Raw genomic sequence first — 23,480 nt, 5'->3', positions numbered from 1 at the left:
TTTTTATTGCTTCTAATTCAAATTTAATAATTTAATCATCTGGATTGGAAACTAAAAATTCCTCTCTAATATCATCCATAGATTGGCAGTTTTTATAGTTTACATCACCACCCCAACCAAGTGCAATGCAATTATTGTCTATACAATATCTATAGATATCGTTATTTAATCCTTTTTCACCTAGAGACATCTTAAAAAAATTAATTTTGTTTTTATCAAAATTATATTTAGATCTTCGAACCTTATCTTTATTTAAAGCTCTTGTACATATTTGTTTAAATATACCATCTTTAGGTATAAAACCATTTCCTGATTCATTACTACGTAGCCCTTCTACAAAATCTTCATATCCATAAGATTGATGAAATGTACAAAATGATATTTGTCCATCATCAAGTAATTGATTAAATACTTTTATAGCCTCATCTCTTTTAAGTGGATTTTTTATTAAGTCATTATATTTTATATTATCTATAATCTCTAATGCCCTATAAATTACGTTATAAGTTTTTCCTGTTCCAGGAGGGCCACATAATATTTGATTTTTGCTAATACTAGTATAACTATTTTCTAAATTATCCATATATTCATCATCCCAAACTGCAATATCATAATATTTTTGAAGTTTTTTAACACTTTCTTTAAAAAAGTTTTCTATTTCATTAGTAGTCATCTCTTTTATAGAAGCATACGTTAAAGTATTACCTATTAATATTTTATTTTTTTCTCTACTCCTTACCTTTTTAATCCAATCACTCACATATTCTTTATTTAATCTTTGTAATGTTTTTGAATCATTGTCTATAAATGCAAAATACTCAAAATCAGAATTATCTATATCTAAAACATTCAAATATCTAAAATGTCTTAGATATTCTTTTTCATTACTTTTATGATCCTTAATTTCTAATGCCACCCTAAATCTAAGCTCATTTTGTGCTTCAGCAACTATAGAAATACTCGTATTTAACTTAACTTTGTTTTTTTTCTTCAATTCAATCCAAAAATAATTTCTAATCTTTTTATTACTTCCATCTAGCCAAGTTGATGCACTTCTGTCATAATTAAAATCATCTTTTATAAATTGGTCTCCAATATTCTTGAATTTTGTTATAACCAATTGTGCATTTGACTTTAAATTTTCACACCTATCTCTTTCATCTTTATCTTGTATTTTTTCTAGTTTAGTATATTCTTCACCCGAATGCTCCTTTAAAAACTCTAATATATTTAAGTAATCTTCCTTAGTTAGCTTTTTATGATCTTTAAGATTCTTTATAAATACTGTGTATTCATTATTTATAAAATCTATTAATTCTTCTATTGTCTTTTCTCCATTAATAGTATTAAATATTAAATCTACATTTAATTCATTAGGTTTTTCTTTAATACCATTTATTTCTCCATTATATACAAGCCTAACAAATGAATCCGATTTTCTTTTAATAAAATACTTATGTGATGCTTTGTCATTATCTGCATTTAAATGGTATGATATACGAGCATGTTCAATTTCTTTTGTGCATATATCATTGGCTTTTCTTAAAATTTCAGCTTGTTTAAAATATATATGATCTTCATGTAATTCTTTATCCTTCATTTTCATATATTCATTGTAAGTTAGTAATACTGCAGCAACCCATATGGCTTCATCTGCTTTTTCAAATTTATACACACATAATCCCCCTATTGTTGATTGATAAAACATCATGTATTAGCTATATTTTACCATATTCATATGTTTTATAACATATAACTACAGTATTTATAATAGTTACAGTTTAATTGCAAAAAGAAAAAGCACCTATATGATGAAAAATAGTGCTTTAAACTCTTAAATTTATAAAACAAAAATGTTATTTTACCTTTATTATATAATTGAATTTATCTATCCTTTTATAGTATAACTTTTTATTATATTTTTTAAATTCACTTTCTAGAAAATCAATATGTGAATAATATTCATCTTTTATTTCCTCTACTTGTTTTTTAGATAATTCGTTCACAATATTTTTTTCATCATCTTTACTTTTAAACATCAAATCTCCAATAACTATGATTCCATCATCTTTTAATACTCTTATCATTTCTTCTATTGCTATAACCTTTTCCACTTCATTTAAATGATGAAAGGCATACGTTGAAATAATAACATCAAAATATTTATTATCATATGGTATTTTCAAAAATTCACCTAGTCTAACTTTTAATCTAGGATATTTTTGTTTTGCCACTGATAACATTTCTCTGGATTGATCTATTCCTATTATATCAAAATTATTATTTAAAAACTTACTTTTAATATCTTTAATAGTTAATCCTATAGATCTATACAATAATATAGACTGTAATCTAATTATATCTTCCTCATTAAATTTTCTATATTCATTGTCTTTTTCTCTTATTGGTAACAGCAATCCTTTTTTCTCATAAAATCTAATTTTATTGGTAGTTATGTTAAAAATTTTAGCAATTTCACCAATAGTATATCCCTTTGCCACGTCCCCATCCCCTTGTATAAAATTCCGTTCTTTTAAGTTATATGAACATTGAACTATCTCATCCCTAGAGTTACAATAGTTTCACCACAAAATCATTATCCCCGTGGGAAAGGAGAATAGTCCAATGTCAAAAGCTAAATTAAAATGTCCTAGATGCCACCAGTCATAAACTAAATAAGTTTTGAAAAGACAAAGCAGGAAATCAAAAATATTAATGTAAAGAGTTCAAAAGACAGTTTACACCATGGGCTACGACCAAAGAGCGAAAGCTTTCTAAATATCCTCGTTATCCTTTACGTGGCAAAGCAACATACCTTCATGCATAATGATTCTTCAACAATAAGAATTTCTCAGTACCTAAAGATTACAATGAATATTAAAGTGTCCCATGTTACAATTGCATCTTGGACTAAAAAGTTTGCTCCAATATTTAAGAAAATATACGATAATATATTTTCTTAAATACATTTATCTGATTCAGATGAATGGTATGCAGATGAAACTGTAGTTTTTATAAACGGAAAAAAGCATTATCTTTTGTTAGTAATTGATTCTGAAACCAGATTAATTCTTTCTTATCACTTAACTCCAAGTAGATATAGTGAGCAAGCTTATTCCACATTAAATTCTAGTAAAAAAGTAGGAACTCCTAATTCTATAGTTCAGACCGATTACCTATATAATCAAGCAGTTAATGCTATATTTCCTGATTCTAAACATATTAAAGTTCAGAGCTTTCAAGATGATATAAGCAATAATCTTATATTTATGTTTATTTTTTACTACAATTTTATAAGACCTCATTCTTCTTTAAATCAGTTATCTCCTGTTGAAGTTCCAGGAATCAAACTTAATAGCATTGAAAAATCTACCTGATTACTTTCAGCCTAACGGCTAAAAAAATACCATTTAGATAGTTCTTTTTGTCATACCCTATTTTAAAGTTACATATAAAATAACTCCAAGCTAACGCTTAAATTCGTAACTTTGCGATTAAGATACTTAATCTACTATAATTAATTAACAGAACCTAAAATTCTTTCTAATGATTATTTTAAACTTTAGTGTAAGGTTAAGGTCAAGGAGGAAACTTGAATTATCTAGAAATTGAATTTATTTTGTAAAAATTATTTATTTTTGGGTATGTGTCTAAAATTAAATATAATATTATTTTAAGAAAAAATATGGATTTGTCGAAATATCAATATTGTATATTTTTTGTAATGCTATTTGATCAGATATCTCATTATTTTGATTTGCAATTATTAGTTTATTGTACTCTATTCTTTTTAATATTTTTAAAATTTCTATATAAATAGCCTTAATTACTTTTATATACTCCTTATAAATAAAAATAACCATACATTATATTATATGTATAGCTATTTTTATTTACTTATATCGAAATCTTAAAAACCATATTTATTTTCTCTTTGCTTAAATGCTTCCTTCCCACCTTCTAATATCTCACAGACATGCTCTTTTATTCCTCTACTAAAAAGAATAGACTCTTCTTCTTCTTTTCTAAAACTAAATTCTAACGGACCTGATACATATTCAAATCTATATTTCTTATTACCCTTACCATCCTTTCCAGATTGATTAGCAACTATAACTTCATCTGAATCAGCCAAAACAGTTAAATTTGGATTATGTGTTACCATAATTATTTGTCTATCTTTCTTTTTATCTAAAATAAAATTTTTTAGTTCACAAGAAATAGTCCTGTTATCTAAATTGTCTTCTGGTTGGTCTATTAATATAGGATACCTTTCAGAGCTTAAATGAATTAACAATTTAAGTACTATCAATCCTTGTTTTCCTGGTGACATAACATCAAATTTATCATCATTTTCTAAAATATCAACACTTAAATCTAAATAATCTTTCACTAAAATCTTTATTAAATCTAAATATCCCTTACCATTTTTATATTTATAATTTCCTATACCTTTTATAGAATTAAAAATTGTTTCAATTACAAAACTTTCATATTGTTCTATGCCTATATTTGTATCTAGTAATTGTTTTACCTCTACTGTAGTTTTATTTAATATACTTCCTATATCATCTTTTAAACTCTCATCTTTTAACTGCAATTCAAATTTCAGAATTAAATTAGTATCTTCTGATATATACTTAAATTTATCTTGATTAATAGTATCTATTAATTTTTTATATTCGTTCTTTCTATCATTAATAAGATCTTTTACTTTGCCTATTGTTTCATTTAAATTTTTTACTTTTATGCACAATACTTTTTCTATTTCTTCTATTTTTTCTTTTTTATTTCTCTCTTGTTCTAACCTATTATTTAGTTTATCTATTTCGCTTTTATTTTTAAGTTTTATTTTATAGTTACTAATATCATTCTGTAATTTATTATTTTCATGTGTTAATATATCTAATTTATTAATTAGATCAGTTTCTTTTATTGTTAATATATCTATTTTTTCCTTAATAAACTCATCTAAATTCTTCATATCACAAAATTTCTCAGTAAATATACTTTTAAAATCATCTCCTAATATGTTCTTTGAATTAGCTAAATTATATTCAAACTCCTTTTTAACCCTTATTTTAATATCTTTAAAATAACCCTTATATCTTCCCAACTCTGGAATGATAATATTTTTTATATTATTTATTTTTGAAAAATTATTACTTATTTTGTTTGTTATTCTGTTATATTCACTTATTTCTTCCACAGACATTTTAGATTCATTAACCAAAGCTTCTATAGCACCCTCAAGTTTCAGTATTTCTTTTTTTATACCTTCACTATCTCCTATATTAATTTTCTCAGTATTTTTACTTTTATAATCTTCTAGTATTTTTTCTATTTCATAAACTTTATTGTTTATCTCTAAATTTATTTTATTTAAATTTAAATTTAATTGCTCATATGCTTCTTTTACTTCTTTATTTTCCATTAATACTTCAGTAACAATATCTTTTAACTATTGTCTTTATTTTCTGCAAGTTTATTAACAAACATTTGACTAATATATTTTACTTTTCTATTTGGACTTTTATTAATAGTACTTAGTCTTGATACTTGTCCATCTTTCCAATAAACCTCAAAGTCATAGCAATAGCTTGATTGTAGCGTTTGGTAGTTCCCAAAATTCTCCTCTAAACCATTAATAGTTCTAGCAATATGACTTAATAATAAAGATTTACCTGATGACTTACCACCTATTATAGTATTTAAATCTTCATTAAAAACTATATCATCATTCATAAATATATTATTGCTGTCAATAAACTTAACTTTATCAATTACTTGATAACCAGCCTTTGTATTAGGTGCATCCTCCTGTATTTTAACTCTATTTTCAGGCTCAAAAATTATCTGCTTTAGCCCCTCGAAATTACCCATTCCTTTAATCCAAGTATATCTATTTGTATTACCTCTAGATGGATATAATAATGTTTCTAACTCATGTGAATCCGAACCCCAAACACACGGTTTTAATCTTCTAAACAATTTCTTTATCTCATCTTCACTTGTGCTTGAATCCTTACCTAATAAGAATTTAATATCTTTCTCCCTAGATGAAAAACAAATATCTGCTAAATATAACAACTGTCTTTTTACATTTCCAGCCCTTGCTTCATTCCATGACAATTCTGATAATGCCCCGTATCCATTATAAGCTACTACTGTAAGTATACAATTGTCTTTCAAATATTCATTTTCCTTATATCTAGCTTTAAAAGTATCAATTGTATCTGCTAAACTATCTTTAGTAACTGTTACTATAGAAATTGCTTTATTAATATATTTGCTTTCATCCTTTAAACTTAAGGTATCTAAATTATCATCATATGGTTGTTCATTGATTATTGAATATCCTATTTTAATTAATGTTTGTCTATCAGCTTTTAGGTTATCATAACCACCATAACTAATTTTAAGTTGATTTAAAAAGCCATTTTCTATATTTTCTGCACTTAATCTTTGATTGAAAAATATATGTACATTTATCGATTTTTCTTTTTGAGTAAAATTATCAATTCTCAGCTCTAATCCTGGTAGAATAGCTAAACTTCTTTGGTCATTAACATATAATTTATATGCTTCATTATCATTTGACCTTGTACAATAACTTATTACCTTTTTATATCCATCTAATGTAAAATAATCATTTATTATAATCACATCTGTTTTATGTTTAACCACCTTTTCTTTTAAGGCTTTTATATATTTATCAAAATCCGGAAAGTTATTTTCATAAGATATTGGAGTATGTACATGACAATCCCATTTTAGCCATGTTGACCCTCCATTTATATTATTGTTATACATACAAATCTCTCCCCCCTCTTTATTAATTATAAGTATATTTTAACATAAAATGCAATATATAGAGTATGTCATGCAATATTTTACACAATATCGACTTATTAATTTGAATCTTCAATTAATTTTAATTATTATATTTTGTAAAAGTAAGTCAATTCATCTAAAAGTCATATTATATATTCTCATATAAACTTAATACCTACTACTTAATGTGCTTATAACCCTACTAACTTTCCTCCCAAGTGTATATTCCTATATTTAACTATTATGCAACATACATTCTTTTAAACATAAAAGTAAATAATCCGTATATTTTGACCAAAATATTAATTTTATATTTTTGTTGCTTAAACAGGCTACATATTATAATTTTATTATTTTGAAATCCATCCTTTCATAATTACAATCAAATTTTTTCTAATGATTCTTTAAACTTTTATGTAATCTATATTGAATAAAAAACTATAATTATTTAGTAGTTAAATTTACTTTTACTAAAATCCTTATTTTTAGATATGTTATTGATATCAAACATAAAAAATACTGATATCCTTAATAAAGTAACTTTTATTAAGGATATCAGTATTTTACTAAATCACTAATTCATTTTTACATTAACATACACACAAGTTATATAGTTTAAAAACTTAATTTATTTATAATATATAATTCACATAAATTTCTTTAATATTCATCTCACAAATTTCATTTACATTACATTTTAAAATTTTCCATCAGATTCTAATTTGCCTAAGGATATATTGCCATTTCTTTAACAAAACTTTATGACCAAAAATATAAGTTCTCTAAATTACCTGTAAATTAAATATTATTACTCAATCATTATCATCGTTTATATTTTTAATCTATCCTTTTATGACACTCTTAATGATAATAGAAAAAGCACCCATCCTACGAAGACTAGTGCTTTAAACTCTTAAATTCATATAATAAATTTTATTCAATAGCCCTAAAACAAAATAAATGTTCTAAGAATTTGCTTAGTGTTACCGCACTAAGCTTTTCTACTTATATTATATCAAACTTTTTAAAAAAATAAACATATATTTTATTTTTGTAAATAAGGTAAAAGCTCTATGCAATCTGCATAGAGCTTTTTTTTCTGGTGGAGGCGAGGGGACACTTATTCCATTGTTATCCAATAGCGCTGACTATATCTCGAACTTAACTTTCTAGTTAAGTCCCTTGGCGTATTATAGAAGTGTATTATAGTTTTGAACCTTCTATCCTAGTACCTCATATTCTCTTATTTTGAGAACTTAGAAGCCTATAAGTCGATACGGGGCTGTTAGATTTCCCTACATACCCCTCGGTATTGCCGTCATCTTAGTATGTTACGGTTTCACCGATAAAGCCAAGTTTTCACTTATGAATCACTTCATAAGGCGACTCTTTCATGAATCGAACCCCTGTCCGAAAGTAGCAACACTACAGCATCTCCGAGTGCAGTCAGTATTTTAATATTCCCTACGTTCCCCTCCTACTGACAGGATTGAAATTTCGGTAGCTTCATAAATTCCGTCCTTAGGTCAAAGCTTTCCTAAGTGCGGTTCCCCACTAGTCGACGCCCTATCCTAAGTCGTGGGACTCTTAGGTAGAACGAGCAGCTATATTATGCTGCTAATGCAAAATTATCTTCTGCGTTTATCTTTAAATTCCCAGTTTTTTAACGCTGGTCCAGGAAACCATCGACTCGCTTCTGTAGCACAACATACCCCCGTCGAAAGCCATGTACGCCCCCATAGTGGTTGTGTGCTTTTAAGCACTATTTAATTTTTTTGATATACTAAGTATAATATATATTTATTAAATTGTCCAATAAAACAATTTAAATTAATAACGCATTCTTTCTTTCATTTGTCTATCAATGTCACGCTTTGCAGCCTTTGCAGCTATTGCATCCCTCTTGTCGTAGTTTTTCTTACCTTTTGCAACTCCAAGAGCAACTTTAACTCTACCATTTTTAAGGTAAAGGCTAAGTGGTATTAATGTATACCCCTGTTGTGCTGTGTAGCCTAGCAAAGTATTTATTTGACTTTTATGAAGTAGTAATTTTCTCTCTCTTAAAGGATCTCTATTGAATATGTTTCCTTGCTCATAAGGACTTACATGCATATTACATACAAAAACTTCACCATTTCTGATACTTGCATAGCTATCCTTTAGATTTGCCTTACCACCTCTTATAGACTTTACTTCTGTTCCAACAAGAGCTATACCTGCTTCAAAAGTTTCCTCTATAAAATAATCATGATACGCTTTTCTATTTTGCGCAAGGGTATTATTTTTTTTATCCTTTTTCCCCATACTAACACCTACTTTTTATATACTCTCTTGTGGAAATAAATTATATACCATAGCACTCTTTAAGTCAAGAATAAGTAGCAGTTAAAACCAATTATTTTAAACCTAGATTTTAACTGCTACATAGATTTTACTTAGCTATTTAGCATTTCATCTATCTCTTTATTTAATCTTTCATCTTCTTCAGATTGGCTTAACTTTTCACCAATTTTATTTATTTCTTCTGTAGGAATTTTAGGTAACTCTTCATCCTCTTTTTCATCTTTTATTAAATCAAAGTATATTTCATAAGATCCTAAGTCAACTCTGTCAACTTTTATTTTTACCTCATCACCTAATCTATATACGTTTTTATGTTTTTCTCCTACTAAACATAAGTGATCTTCATCATATACATAGTAGTCATCATCCATTGTACTTATGTGAACTAATCCTTCTATTGTATTAGGTAGTTGCACAAACATTCCAAAGTTAGTTACAGAAGATACTATACCAGTATATTCTTCTCCAATCTTTTCACTCATATATTCAGCTTTCTTTAAGTCATCAACTTCTCTTTCAGCTTCCATTGCAAGTCTTTCCATGTCTGATGATTGTACAGATGCATAATCAACTTTATTTTCTAAGCTTTTAAATCTCTTTTCATCTATAAGTCCATCTAATGATTCTTTTATTATTCTATGAATTATTAAGTCTGGATATCTTCTTATAGGTGATGTAAAGTGACAATAATATTTTGCTGCAAGACCAAAGTGACCTACACATTGTGGTGCATATCTTGCTTGTTTTAATGATCTAAGAAGTAATGTATTTACTACAGTTTCTTCTTTTTTACCTCTAGCACTTTCAATTATCTCTTGAAGTGCTTTTGGATGTACTTCTTTAGTAGGTTTTATAAAGTATCCTAAATTATATGCAAACTCTCTGAACTTTTGAAGTTTTTCTTCATCTGGATCTTCGTGAATTCTATATACAAAAGGAATCTTAGTCCAGTACATATGCTCTGCTACAGTTTCATTACATACAAGCATGAATTCTTCTATTATTCTATTTGCAATAGCACGTTCATATGGTTTTACATCTATTGGTTTTCCATTGTCATCTAAGATTATTTTACTTTCTTCAAATTCAAAATCTATTGCACCTCTTGAGATTCTCTTGTTGTATAAAATCTCACATAACTCTTCCATTAGCTTAAAGTATTTATATAAATCTTTATACTTTTCTATGGTTGCTTCATCTTTATCTCTAAGCATTTTTGTTACATCAGTGTATGTCATTCTTTCATTTGTCTTTATTACACTTTTAGTGATTCTATAGTTAACAACTTTTCCTTTATTGTTAATTTCCATAAAGCAAGTCATTGCAAGTCTGTCTACTTTAGGATTTAAACTACATATACCATTAGATAATTCCTTTGGTAGCATTGGTATTACTTTATTTATTAAGTATACAGAAGTAGCTCTCTTTAACGCTTCCTTATCTAATGGACTTTTTTCTTTAACATAGTGAGATACATCCGCAATATGTACTCCTAAAAGATAGTTTCCATTGTCAAGCTTTTCTATAGATACAGCATCATCTAAGTCTTTAGCATCTTCACCATCTATTGTAACCATTACAACGTCTCTTAAATCTTCTCTTCCCTTTGCTTCTTCTGGATCTATTTCCTGAGGAATATTATCTACATAGCTTTGAACTTTTGCTGGGAATTCTTCTGGAAGTTTGTATTTCTTTATAATTGTTAATATATCTATTCCTTTTTCACCTTTTTTACCTAATACCTCAACAACTCTACCTTCTGGGTTTCTTCTTTTTTCAGGCCACTGAGTTATGTTTACTATTACTACATCTCCATTTTTAGCACCTTTGGTATGTTCTTTTGGAATGAATATATCCTGATGTATTCTTTTTTCCTCTGGCACAACAAATCCAAAGTTCTTACTAGCTTCAAAAACACCTATTATTGTTTCATTGGCTCTTTCTGTAACTCTTATTATTTCACCTTCACGTCTTTTACCATTGTTCTCTTCTTTAAGAACTTGCGCTACTACTCTATCTCCATGCATAGCTCCATTCATATATGATGAAATTACAAAAACATCTGGGCTATCATCATCAGGTATAACAAATCCATATCCCCTTTGATGTCCTTGAAGTCTTCCTACTACAAGTCCCATTTTTTCTGGTATTCCGTAATGATTTGTTCTTGTTTTAATTATACTGCCCTCTTTTTCCATAGTTTTAATTAACTCTTTAAAACTTTTCATATCTCTTTTAGATATTCCAAATATTTTAGCAAGTTCTTGTATATCCATTGGCTTATATGCTTGTTCCTTCATAAAACCTAAAATTATACTTTTTATATTCATTTTTTCCCCTCCAATCAATTATTATTTTAATTATTTATAACATTATTAGTCTTAAACATTTAATAATATTGTATTCACCAATTTATATATTTTTTTTATTTTCACACCGCTATACTTACGAACATTATACCACTTATACCATAAAAATCATAATTAAAATTTTAATTATATTAAAAAGAATTTAAAATAAAAAACATCATGACCTAGAAAAATATGACCATGATGTTTTTCTCTTTTATTATAAATATCTATTTAAATAGGTTTAATAAAATGCCTCCATTGTTTGATATTATTGATGCAAATACAAGTGATACTATTGTCATAAGTTTTATTAGTATATTCATAGCAGGACCTGATGTGTCTTTAAAAGGATCACCTACAGTATCTCCTACAACAGCGGCTTTATGGGCATTACTACCTTTTCCCCCATGAGCTCCACTTTCTATATACTTTTTAGCATTATCCCAAGCACCACCAGCATTAGCCATTAGTATAGCCACAAGTACACCTGATGCAACTGCCCCTCCAATTAATCCTCCTAGTGCTTCAACACCTAAAAGCATACCAACTAATAAAGGAACTACTATTGCAAGTATACCTGGAAGTATCATTTCTTTTAATGCTGCTGATGTTGATATATCAACGCATCTTTTATAATTAGGTTTTGCTTTTCCTTCCATAATTCCTGGAATTGTTTTAAATTGATGTCTTACTTCTTCTATCATTTCATTTGCAGCTTTACCTACTGATTCCATAGTTAATGCTCCAAATAGGAATGGTAACATAGCTCCAATTAACAATCCTACTAATGTAACTGGTGTTAAAAGGTTTATAGCATCAAGACCTGTTTCTTGTGCATAGGATGCAAATAAGGCAAGTGCTGTAAGTGCTGCTGAACCTATAGCAAAACCTTTTCCAATTGCAGCTGTTGTGTTTCCTACTGAATCTAATTTATCTGTGATTTCTCTAACTTCAGGTGGAAGTTCTGCCATTTCTGCGATTCCTCCAGCATTATCTGCTATTGGACCATACGCATCTACTGCAACTGTAATACCTGTAGTTGATAACATTCCTACTGCTGCTAATGATATACCATATAGTCCAAGTTCAGCATTTTGAGTTCCACCCATTATATAAAATGAGAATAAAACTCCTATAGCTATAAGAATTATTGGCACTACAGTAGAATACATTCCAACTGCAAATCCAGATATTATTGTTGTTGCTGCACCTGTTTCTGATTGTCTTGCGATTCTTTGTACATATCTATATCTGTCAGATGTATATATTTCTGTTATTTTTCCTATTAATATTCCTACAATTAATCCTGCAAATATTGCACCAAAAGCTTTATAATCTCCAAATATGTTTTTACTAAATATAAATGATCCAATGATAACTAATATTCCACCTATATAAGTTCCTGTATTAAGAGCTTTTTGTGGATTATCACTTTTACTACTTCTTGCAAAGATTACTCCTATTATTGATGATATTATACCTATAGCTGCTAACATTAAAGGAAACATTATTTTATCTTGATTTCCTTCAAATAGAAAGTATCCTAAAGTTAATGCAGAAATTATAGAACCTACATATGATTCAAATAAATCGGCACCCATACCAGCAACGTCTCCAACATTGTCACCAACATTATCTGCTATAACTGCTGGGTTTCTAGGGTCATCTTCTGGTATTCCAGCTTCAACTTTACCTACAAGGTCAGCTCCAACATCCGCTGCCTTTGTATAAATTCCTCCACCTACACGAGCAAATAAGGCTATTGAACTTGCTCCAAGACCAAATCCAGTTATATAGTTTGGATTATCACCAAATAATAAACAAAATATAGAAAGTCCAACTATTCCAAGTCCTACAACTGATAATCCCATAACTGCTCCACCAGAAAAAGCAATTTTTAATGCTTTGCTTTGTCCGCTTCTTGCTGCTTGTGCTGTTCTCACATTTGCTTTTGTAGCTACATTCATTCCAAAGTATCCAGCTAAAATTGAAAATACGGCTCCACATACAAAACATATAGCTGTTCTATAATCAAGTGCTGCCATTATGATTATTGTTACAACTACAATAAATCCTGCAAGATACTTATATTCTCTTGTTAAAAAAGCCATAGCTCCTTCATGAATGTATCCTGATATTTCTGCCATCCTTTCGTTGCCTGCATCTTCTTTGATAATTCCATTACTTAGAATAAAAGCAAATACTAATGCTAATATTCCACACACTATTGGTAAATAAGCACTCATATTATTCCTCCTTTTTTTAATTAGTAACCTCTATGGAGCGCTATAATAATAAATGTCTATCTATATTATACACCAAAATAAAGATGTAATTACACATTTTACTTTTTTAGTTATATTATATACATATATAGCAAAATAAAAAAACATATAAACCTTTAAAGATTTATATGTTTACCTCTAAATTAAAATATGTATTTTTTATTTTAGTTAAAATCTTATTTTGCTGTTAAAGTTAAACCTATTGTTATTAGAGCAAAAAGTATTGCTAAAATAACTGTTGTTTTTGCTAATACTGATTCATATGTTTTTGTTTTATTCTTAGAATAAAAAGTTTCATTTCCTGAAGATATTAAGTTAAATCCATCTGCTTTAGCTGGTTGCTTTAATACTACAACTATAATTGCTATTCCAACTACTATTTCTGCTATTTGTAAAAATGTATGCATGCCATACACCTCCCCAATTCTTTTTATGAGTCCACTCCACGTTTACTATAAAAATTATTTTATCATACCATACATTAAATTACAACATAAACCAAATATATAAGTTATATATATATTTAAAATAGAATAAATGCTTATGATATTGAATCACAAGCATTTATTAAAAAACTTATATTTTATTTATTAAATTATTATTTTCTGATGTTATAGAAAGCTTTTAATCCTCTATATTCACCCATTGCATTTAATTCTTCTTCAATTCTTAATAATTGATTGTATTTTGCAACTCTTTCAGTTCTTGCTGGAGCTCCAGTTTTTATTTGTCCTGCATTAACTGCAACAACAAGATCAGCTATTGTAGTATCTTCTGTTTCACCTGATCTATGAGAAACAACAGCAGTATATCCTGCTCTTTCAGCCATTTCTATTGTGTTTAATGTTTCAGTTAATGTTCCGATTTGGTTAAGTTTTATAAGAATTGAGTTAGCAACTTTTCTTTCAATTCCCATTGAAAGTCTCTTAGTGTTAGTTACGAATAAGTCGTCTCCTACTAATTGAATTTTTCCACCAAGTTTTTCAGTCATTAGCTTCCATCCATCCCAATCTTCTTCTGCCATACCGTCTTCAATTGAGATAATTGGATATTTTTCTACTAACTTAGCATAGTATTCAACCATTTCTGCTGGAGTTAATTCTCTTCCTTCACCTTTTAATTCATACTTGTTAGTTTCTGTATTAAAGAATTCAGAAGATGCTGGGTCTAGTGCTATAAACACTTCTTCTCCTGGTTTGTATCCAGCTTTTTCTACAGCTTCTATAATAACTTGAATAGCTTCTTCGTTGCTTTCAAGATTAGGTGCGAATCCACCTTCATCACCAACACCAGTAGATAATCCTTTGTCTTTTAATATGTTCTTTAATGTGTGATATATTTCAGCACACATTCTTAATGCATGTGAAAAACTCTTTGCACCTGCAGGCATAATCATAAACTCTTGTAAATCTACGTTGTTATCGGCATGTGATCCACCATTCATTATGTTCATCATAGGTACTGGTAAAACTTTTGCGTTAACTCCACCTATGTATTGATATAAACTAATTCCTAAATATTCAGCAGCTGCTCTTGCACAGGCAAGTGATACTCCAAGCATTGCATTTGCTCCAAGTTTACCTTTATTATCTGTTCCATCAAGTTCTATCATTATTTTATCTAAAGCTACTTGATCAAAAACATTTAATCCAACTAACTCTTCTGCTATGATTTCATTTACGTTTTCAACTGCTTTCTCAACGCTTTTTCCCATGTATCTAGATTTATCATTGTCTCTTAATTCAACAGCTTCAAATATACCTGTTGAAGCTCCTGATGGTACTGCTGCTCTTCCTACTGTTCCATCCTCTAATTCAACTTCTACTTCTACTGTAGGATTTCCTCTTGAATCTAGAATTTGTCTTGCATAAACGTCTACTATCTCTACAAAAGTTTTCATTACCATTACCTCCTAATATTTAACATAAATTTATATAATATAGAGTAGACAGTAAAATTACTGCCTACTATAATTTTTTACAATTATACACTTTTTTATGCTTTGGCAAAAGATTATTTAAAAAGACTTTTTCCTGTCATTTCCTTAGGCACTTCAAGTCCCATAGATTGAAGCATTGTAGGTGCTATATCTGCAAGAATTCCTTCTTCTCTTAATTCTTTTTCTTTAGCATCATTTGCTATATAAGCAAATGGAACAAGATTTGTTGTATGTGCAGTCATAGGATTTCCAGTTGAATAATCTATCATTTGTTCACAGTTACCATGATCTGCTGTTATAAATAAAGCACCATTTTTCTCTAGTATTTTATCCATAACTTTGCCTAAACATTCATCAACCGTTTCAACTGCTTTAACTGCTGCATCTATAACTCCAGTATGGCCTACCATGTCTGGGTTTGCATAGTTTAATATAATCATGTCATATTCATCTGAATCAATTCTCTTTAGAACTTCATCAGTTACTTCATATGCACTCATTTCTGGTTTTAAATCATATGTTGCAACCTTTGGTGAAGGTATTAATGCTCTATCTTCATTTTGGTTAGGTTCTTCAACTCCACCATTAAAGAAGAATGTAACGTGAGCATATTTTTCTGTTTCAGCAATTCTTAATTGTTTCTTTCCTTGTTTGCTTACATATTCACCTAAAGTATTTACATAGCTTTCAGGTTTAAATGCAACTTCTACACCTTCGATTGTACTATCATATTCAGTCATAGTAACAAATACTAGGTTTAGAGTTTCTCTCTTGAAACCATCAAATTCTTTATCATTTATAGCTCTTGTTATTTGTCTTGCTCTATCTGGTCTAAAGTTAAAGAATACAACTGAATCATTGCTCTTAATTGTAGCAACTGGTTTTCCATCTTTTTCGATTACTGTTGGAAGAACAAATTCATCAGTTTTATTGTCATGGTAAGATCTTTCTACAGCTTCTTTTGGAGAAGTTGCAACTTCACCTTTTCCAAGTACCATTGCATTGTATGCAAGTTCTATTCTTTCCCATCTCTTATCTCTATCCATTGCATAGTATCTTCCTGAAACAGTAGCAATAGAACCTACGCCAACTTCTGCCATGTGTTTTTCTAAATCTTCTATATAAGTTAATGCTGATTTTGGAGCAGTATCTCTTCCATCTAAGAAAGCATGAACATATACTTTTTTAACTCCAGATTTTGCAGCAAAATCTATTAATCCCTTTAAGTGATCTATGTGAGAGTGAACTCCACCATCAGATAATAATCCCATAAAGTGAATAGCTGAATCATTATTTTTAGCATTATCTATAGCTTTTAATAATGCTTCATTTTTAAATATATCTCCATCTTCAATTGATTTTGTTATTCTTGTAAGAGCTTGATATACTATTCTTCCTGCACCTATGTTTAAGTGACCAACTTCTGAGTTACCCATTTGACCATCTGGTAGTCCTACTGATAATCCGCTAGCCCCTAGCACTGTGTGAGGATATTCTTTAAATATTTTATCTAAATTAGGCTTTTTAGCTAATGAGAAGGCGTTACCATCTTTATGATCTGATAATCCAAGTCCATCTAAAATAGCTAACATTACTGGTTTCTTTGCCATTTTATTCACCTCCGTATTTTTATAATGCCTAATAAATAAAATATTTATTAGGCATTACTCTACATCAATATATTATTTATCGAAATTTACTATTGCAGCGAAATCAGCAGCTTTAAGAGAAGCTCCACCTATAAGACCACCGTCTATGTTTGGTTTTGCCATTTGTTCTTTTATTGTTGCTGGTTTAACTGATCCACCGTATTGAATTCTCATTTTTTCAGCAGCTTCTGCTCCAAACATTCCTGCAACTGTCTTTCTTACGAAAGCTATAGTTTCTTCTGCTTGATCAGATGTAGCAGTTTTTCCTGTTCCGATAGCCCAGATTGGTTCATAAGCTATTACAGTTTCTGCTATTTGAGCTTCAGTAAGTCCTGCTAAATCAAGTTTGATTTGTTTTGCAAGTACTTCTTCAGTTACATCTGCTTCTCTTTCTTCTAAAGTTTCTCCTATGCAAAGGATTGGAGTTAGGTTATGTTCAAATGCTTTCTTCATTTTTTTGTTTAAGTCAGCATCATTTTCTCCGAAGTATTGTCTTCTTTCACTATGTCCTAATATAACGTATTTTACTCCTAGTTCTTCAAGCATAGCTGGTGCTGTTTCCCCAGTAAATGCTCCACTTTCTTCAAAGTGCATGTTTTGTGCTCCAACTTTTATGTTAGTTCCTTCAGTAGCTTTTACTACAGCATCTAAAGCTAATGTTGGTGGACAAACTACTACGTCACAGTTTGCATCTGCTACTAATGGTTTTAATTCTTCAACAAGTTTTAATCCTTGTGAAATTGTGTTGTTCATTTTCCAGTTTCCAGCTATAATTGCTTTTCTCATCTTTACACCCTCCAAATTTTATTTAGGTGTAGCAGAATTAAAAATGATGCATTTAAGCATTTCTTTCTTCTGCCTTCCCCCTAATATCTATTATTAATGAATTTTATTTTAAGTATACTATTATTTATCTGAAAGTGCTACTATTCCAGGTAATTCTTTTCCTTCTAAGAATTCAAGTGATGCTCCACCACCAGTTGAGATGTGAGTCATTTTGTCTCCAAATCCTAATTGGTTAACAGCAGCAGCACTGTCTCCTCCACCGATAATTGTTGTAGCATCAGCTTCAGCCATAGCTTCTGCAACTGCTATTGTTCCTTTTGCGAAGTTTGCAAATTCAAATACTCCCATTGGTCCATTCCATACAACTGTTTTAGCTGTTCTTACTGCATCTGCATATAATGCTGAAGTCTTAGGTCCAATATCAAGTCCCATGTATCCTTCTGGAATGTTAGCATCTTCAGTTGTAACAGGTGTTGTATTTGCATCAAATTCTTCTCCAACAACGTTGTCTACAGGTAATAATAATTTAACACCTTTAGCTTTAGCTTTATCCATCATTTCTTTAGCATATTCTACTTTGTCTTCTTCTACTAAAGATTTTCCTATTGTGTATCCTTGTGCTTTTAAGAATGTGTAAGCCATTCCTCCACCAATGATTAATGTATCAACTTTTTCAAGTAAGTTGTTTATAACATTGATTTTGTCTGAAACTTTAGCTCCTCCAAGTATTGCAACAAATGGTCTAACTGGAGTTTCAACAGCATCTCCTAAGAATTTTAATTCTTTTTGAATTAAGTATCCACAAGCTGCTTCATTTAAGAAATCAGCAACTCCAACTGTTGAGCAGTGAGCTCTATGTGCTGTACCAAATGCATCATTTACAAATACATCTGCAAGTGAAGCTAATTCTTTAGAGAAGTTTTCTTCGTTTTTAGTTTCTTCTTTTCTGTATCTTGTGTTTTGAAGTAATACTACATCTCCATCTTTCATTTCAGCTACAGCTTTTTTAGCATTTTCTCCAACTACAGTATCATCTGCAGCAAATACAACTTCTTTTTCTAATAATTCTGATAATCTCTTTGCTACTGGCGCTAATGATAATTCAGGTTTAGCTTCTCCCTTTGGTTTTCCAAGGTGTGAGCAAAGAATAACTTTAGCTCCTTCATTTACTAAGTATTTTATTGTTGGCATTGCTCCTACTAGTCTATTCTCATCAGTTATAACTCCATCTTTTAGAGGAACGTTGAAGTCACATCTTACTAATACTTTTTTCCCCTTAACTTGAATATCTTCTACAGTTTTCTTATTTAATTTCATAACCATACTCCTTCCAGTTTTTATTAATTAATAATATTTTTAAATATTAATTTAGTTACACATTTAATCCATAATAATTATTGTTCCACTGTTTACTATAATTATTATTTTTTGATACCCTATTTGTTGAGCAGGTCTTTAAATGTCCCGGGGTTTAATTATTTGTCCCACTTCCATTATAATGTAAATACTTATATTTTTAAATAGTATTTTAAAATTTTTATACATTAAAATTATTTTTATTTATTTAACTGAAAAAGTAAAAGCTTTCAGATAAAAATATACTTTATCTGAAAGCTTTTATTATAAGTTTTTCTTATCTTTGTCCTTTTATATAAGGTTTACCATCAGCTCTTGGAGCCTCTGTTTTTCCAATAAATCCAGTAAGTGCAAGCATAGTTAAGATATATGGTATGCTTTGATAAAATTCATTTGGTAAATTTATTGTGAATCCTTGAGCTATCATTTGGAAAGATGTTCCGAATGCAAATAACATACAAGCCCACATAGTTCCTATTGGTTTCCAATTTCCAAAGATCATAGCTGCAAGTGCAATAAATCCTCTTCCGGCAACCATTCCATCTTTATATAAAGGTGTCATACCAATTGATAATGTTGCTCCACCAAGACCTGCAAGTATTCCTGATATAATAACACATATATATCTCATTTTATAAACGTTAATACCCATTGTATCTGCTGCACCTGGATGTTCTCCTACCGCTCTTACTCTAAGTCCAAATGGCGTTTTATATAATATAAAATTAGATACGAATACTAATATTATAGCTATTATAACAAACCAGTTTAAGTTGTTTAAAATAGGTACATTCTTTAAAAACCCCGGCAAGTTATAAGATAGTTTTTTAACTACGTTAGTCTGTCCACCAGTTTTAAATATAGGTCCTATTAAGAAACTAGCAAGCGCAAGTGCAAATAAGTTTATGGCAGTACCCGAAATAATTTGGTCCGCTCTTAAATTTATACTTAAAAAGGCATGTACTAATGATATTGCTCCACCTGCAATCATTGCACAAACAACTCCAATTAATGGACTTCCTGTTTTATATGTTCCAAGTACTCCAAAGAAAGCACCCATTATCATCATACCTTCAAGTCCAATATTAACAACACCTGATTTTTCTGAGAATACTCCACCAAGGGCTGTAAATATAAGTGGCGCTGCCATCCTTAGTGTTCCTGCTATTAATGCTACAATAATACCATTACTCATTTATTACAGCTCCTTTCTGTTTCTTTTCTTGGAAATACTTAACTATATAATCTGTTGCAACAAATATAATTACTATGGATTGTATTAAATATACTATTTCTTTAGGTATATCATTTAATTGTAGTATTGCTGAACTACTCTTTAATGCACCAAATAATACTGCTGACGCTATACAACCAATAGGATTAGATCTTGCAAGAAGAGCAACTGCTATACCATCAAATCCAAAGCCTGGAAGCCCCATTAAATCTTGCATTTGATATCTTGCTCCTGCTGTGTAAGCACATCCACCAATTCCAGCTATAGCACCAGATAAAATCATAGCAAGTACTATATTTTTCTTTATATTTATTCCACCATATTCAGCTCCAAGAGGATTAAGTCCAACACCTCTTATTTCGTATCCTATAGTTGTTTTCCATAGTACCCAGTATATAAGTATGGCAACTGCTATTGCTAAGAAAATACTTATATTAGCCTCAGTTCCACTACTTAATTTAGGCAAGATAGCACTTTCCTGAATTAATGGTGTACTTGTTCCATTTTCAGTAGAAAATCTAGATTTTTTTACCACCCAGTTTACTAAGTTTAATGCTATATAATTCATCATAATCGTATTAACAACTTCATTAGTACCAAATTTAGCTTTTAAGGCACCTGGAATTCCTGCCCATACTCCACCTGCAATAATACCACCTAAAATCATAATAATTGCATGAACTACTGGGTTTAATCCTGGAATTAACCCAAGCAATGCACCAGCAAGCATTCCAATTACAAATTGTCCTTCTACTCCGATATTAAATAATCCACACTTAAATGCTATAGCATTGGCAATACCTGCGAATAAAAGAGGTGTTATATATGCTATTGTAGTAAGCATATTTCGCTCATTTGAAAAGCTTCCTTTCCATATCAAACTAAATAAGTCACTAAGTGCTGAAAAGTATTGTGATATTCCATAGTTTTTAGACCACATTACAAAGAAAACAGCCACAAATATAGAAACTATTACCGCAATCAATGGAAACACAAGACTTTTTATAGTATTTTCTATTAAACTTAACACTTTATTATTAGATGTGTTGTTTTTCTTTACACTCTTCAATGTCTTTCACCTCTATTTCACTATTTTCTAAAGTTCCACCAGCCATTAACACTCCTATTTTTTGTTCTGTAGCATCTTTTCTATCTAAGACTTTTACTATTTTTCCATCGTACATTACAGCTATTTTGTCTGATAAAGCTAATATTTCATCTAATTCAAATGAAACTAATAATACTGCTTTGTTATTATCTCTTTCTCCAACTAATCTTTTATGAATAAACTCTATTGCTCCTACGTCTACTCCTCTAGTTGGCTGAGATGCAATTAAAAGATTTGGATCCTTTGAAATTTCCCTTGCTACTATTAATTTTTGTTGATTTCCTCCTGATAAAGCAGATGCAGCCACATTTTCACTAGGAGTTCTTACATCAAATTCTTTTATAAGTTTTTTTGCATGTTCTTTAATTTTTTTATAATTCATAATCATATTTTTTGAAAACGGAGCTTTATGATGCATACCAAGTATTGAGTTTTCATATAAACTATATGGAAGTATAAGTCCTCTTTGTTGTCTATCTTCTGGTATATGTCCAACTCCTAGTTCCATTATTTCTTTCGTAGTTTTTCCTGTTATATCTTTTTCATTTAGCTTAATGGTACCGCTTTCAACTTTTCGTAAACCTGTCAACACTTCAACTAATTCTTTTTGTCCATTTCCATCTACCCCTGCTATTCCAACTATTTCTCCTCTTCTGACATTTAGATTTACACCTTTAAGTGCAGGAATATCTCTATTATCTTTAGCACATAATTCTTTTACTTCTAAAACTTCTTCACCTGGCACTGATTCTTTCTTTTCTACTACAAGATTAACTTTTCTTCCTACCATAAGTTCAGCAAGTTCATCTATTGAAGTATCTTTAGTTTTTACAACTCCTGTATTCTTTCCTCTTCTTATAATTGTTACCCTATCACTCATCTGCATAACTTCTTTTAATTTGTGAGTGATTAGTATAACCGACTTTCCTTCTGCTTTTAAATTACTTATTATAACTCCAAGTTCATCTATTTCTGCTGGAGTTAAAACTGCTGTAGGTTCATCTAGTATTAAGATTTCAGCTCCTCTATAAAGAGTTTTTAAAATCTCTACCTTTTGCTGTTGACCAACTGTTATATCTTCAATTAAATCGTCTGGATTTATATTAAATCCATATTTATCCGCCAATTCTTTAACGTCTTTTCTAGCCTTTTGAATATCTAATTTAATACCCTTTTTTGTCTCTTTACCAAGTATAATGTTCTCAGCCACTGTAAAATTATGAACTAATTTAAAGTGTTGATGAACCATACCTATTCCAAGACTTATGGCATCATTAGGATTTGATATTTTCACCTTATTTCCTTTTATATATATTTCCCCTTTTTCAGGTTGATAAAGTCCATACAATATATTCATTAAGGTAGTTTTACCTGCCCCATTTTCACCAAGCAATACATGGGTTTCCCCTCTTAACAAATCAAAATTAACATTATCGTTTGCTATAGTACCTGGAAATATCTTTGTAATTCCTTTCATTTCCACAACTTTATCCATATATAAATTCACCTCCAAGTATTTCTTATATACTATATTTTAAAAAAGCTAGATGTAACATCATACACCTAGCTTCTTAAATTTTATACAGCCATGTTAA

General features: G+C 29.6%; 16 protein-coding genes, 1 other RNA gene and 1 pseudogene. 1 reads left to right on the top strand and 17 read right to left on the bottom strand.

Translation table 11 applies throughout. The annotated features are described in order from the left end of the window. Positions 1-31: 31 nt before the first annotated feature. Together NT01CX_RS11935 and NT01CX_RS02750 are read right to left on the bottom strand one after the other, a co-directional pair. Positions 32-1,675 carry a hypothetical protein gene (locus NT01CX_RS11935; RefSeq protein WP_011721513.1) on the bottom strand — a complete coding sequence of 548 codons (1,644 nt, stop codon included), beginning with the start codon at positions 1,673-1,675 and terminating at the stop codon, positions 32-34. Positions 1,676-1,856: 181 nt separating this feature from the next. Further along, entirely contained in the window at positions 1,857-2,501 is a 645-nt protein-coding gene (locus NT01CX_RS02750) for a MerR family transcriptional regulator (RefSeq protein WP_011721512.1), read from the bottom strand. 124 nt (positions 2,502-2,625) lie between these two features. On the opposite strand from NT01CX_RS02750, the pseudogene NT01CX_RS02745 reads away from it, so the two are divergent. Next, positions 2,626-3,377, top strand: a pseudogene (locus NT01CX_RS02745) (DDE-type integrase/transposase/recombinase). 291 nt (positions 3,378-3,668) lie between these two features. On the opposite strand, the gene NT01CX_RS12135 reads toward NT01CX_RS02745, so the two are convergent. From NT01CX_RS12135 to NT01CX_RS02680, 15 genes are all read right to left on the bottom strand, one after another. After that, positions 3,669-3,863, bottom strand: coding sequence for a hypothetical protein (locus NT01CX_RS12135; protein WP_011721511.1), 195 nt, complete (start codon positions 3,861-3,863; stop codon positions 3,669-3,671). Positions 3,864-3,910: 47 nt separating this feature from the next. After that, positions 3,911-5,434, bottom strand: coding sequence for a DNA repair ATPase (locus tag NT01CX_RS02740; RefSeq protein WP_011721510.1), 1,524 nt, complete (start codon positions 5,432-5,434; stop codon positions 3,911-3,913). A 23-nt stretch (positions 5,435-5,457) separates the two neighbouring features. Further along, positions 5,458-6,813: a hypothetical protein gene (locus tag NT01CX_RS02735; protein ID WP_011721509.1), complete on the bottom strand. Its 1,356-nt coding sequence runs from the start codon at positions 6,811-6,813 to the stop codon at positions 5,458-5,460. Positions 6,814-8,228: 1,415 nt separating this feature from the next. After that, positions 8,229-8,563: a transfer-messenger RNA gene (ssrA, locus tag NT01CX_RS12015) on the bottom strand. A 101-nt stretch (positions 8,564-8,664) separates the two neighbouring features. Then, the gene (gene smpB / locus NT01CX_RS02730; RefSeq protein ID WP_011721508.1) at positions 8,665-9,138 is read right to left on the bottom strand and encodes an SsrA-binding protein SmpB; all 474 of its coding nucleotides are present in this window, start codon (positions 9,136-9,138) and stop codon (positions 8,665-8,667) included. 131 nt (positions 9,139-9,269) lie between these two features. Next, a complete protein-coding gene (gene rnr, locus NT01CX_RS02725) occupies positions 9,270-11,507 on the bottom strand; it encodes a ribonuclease R (protein WP_011721507.1) in 2,238 nt (745 codons plus the stop codon). Between the two features lie 248 nt (positions 11,508-11,755). Beyond that, complete coding sequence (locus NT01CX_RS02720) at positions 11,756-13,774, bottom strand: sodium-translocating pyrophosphatase (protein WP_011721506.1); 2,019 nt, start codon at positions 13,772-13,774, stop codon at positions 11,756-11,758. A 215-nt stretch (positions 13,775-13,989) separates the two neighbouring features. Continuing rightward, on the bottom strand, positions 13,990-14,220 hold the full coding sequence (gene secG, locus NT01CX_RS02715) for a preprotein translocase subunit SecG (RefSeq protein ID WP_011721505.1): 231 nt from the start codon (positions 14,218-14,220) through the stop codon (positions 13,990-13,992). A 191-nt stretch (positions 14,221-14,411) separates the two neighbouring features. Next, complete coding sequence (eno, locus tag NT01CX_RS02710; RefSeq protein WP_011721504.1) at positions 14,412-15,713, bottom strand: phosphopyruvate hydratase; 1,302 nt, start codon at positions 15,711-15,713, stop codon at positions 14,412-14,414. Between the two features lie 113 nt (positions 15,714-15,826). Continuing rightward, positions 15,827-17,362, bottom strand: a complete 1,536-nt coding sequence (gpmI, locus tag NT01CX_RS02705; RefSeq protein ID WP_011721503.1) for a 2,3-bisphosphoglycerate-independent phosphoglycerate mutase — start codon at positions 17,360-17,362, stop codon at positions 15,827-15,829. A 72-nt stretch (positions 17,363-17,434) separates the two neighbouring features. Continuing rightward, positions 17,435-18,187, bottom strand: coding sequence for a triose-phosphate isomerase (tpiA, locus tag NT01CX_RS02700; protein WP_011721502.1), 753 nt, complete (start codon positions 18,185-18,187; stop codon positions 17,435-17,437). 120 nt (positions 18,188-18,307) lie between these two features. Beyond that, positions 18,308-19,504: a phosphoglycerate kinase gene (locus NT01CX_RS02695; protein WP_011721501.1), complete on the bottom strand. Its 1,197-nt coding sequence runs from the start codon at positions 19,502-19,504 to the stop codon at positions 18,308-18,310. Between the two features lie 316 nt (positions 19,505-19,820). Further along, positions 19,821-20,738 carry an ABC transporter permease gene (locus NT01CX_RS02690; protein ID WP_011721500.1) on the bottom strand — a complete coding sequence of 306 codons (918 nt, stop codon included), beginning with the start codon at positions 20,736-20,738 and terminating at the stop codon, positions 19,821-19,823. Next, on the bottom strand, positions 20,731-21,846 hold the full coding sequence (locus tag NT01CX_RS02685; protein WP_039223207.1) for an ABC transporter permease: 1,116 nt from the start codon (positions 21,844-21,846) through the stop codon (positions 20,731-20,733). The genes NT01CX_RS02690 and NT01CX_RS02685 overlap by 8 nt, the downstream gene beginning before the upstream one ends. After that, positions 21,815-23,380 (bottom strand): ABC transporter ATP-binding protein, encoded by a 1,566-nt coding sequence (locus NT01CX_RS02680; RefSeq protein WP_011721498.1) that lies wholly within the window; start codon positions 23,378-23,380, stop codon positions 21,815-21,817. Before NT01CX_RS02680 ends, NT01CX_RS02685 begins: the two co-directional genes overlap by 32 nt. Between the last annotated feature and the right edge of the window lie 100 nt (positions 23,381-23,480).

Origin of the sequence: Clostridium novyi NT (assembly GCF_000014125.1) — a bacterium.
Taxonomy (GTDB): Bacteria; Bacillota; Clostridia; order Clostridiales; family Clostridiaceae; genus Clostridium_H; species Clostridium_H novyi.
This window is presented reverse-complemented; position numbering and strand designations above follow the sequence as displayed.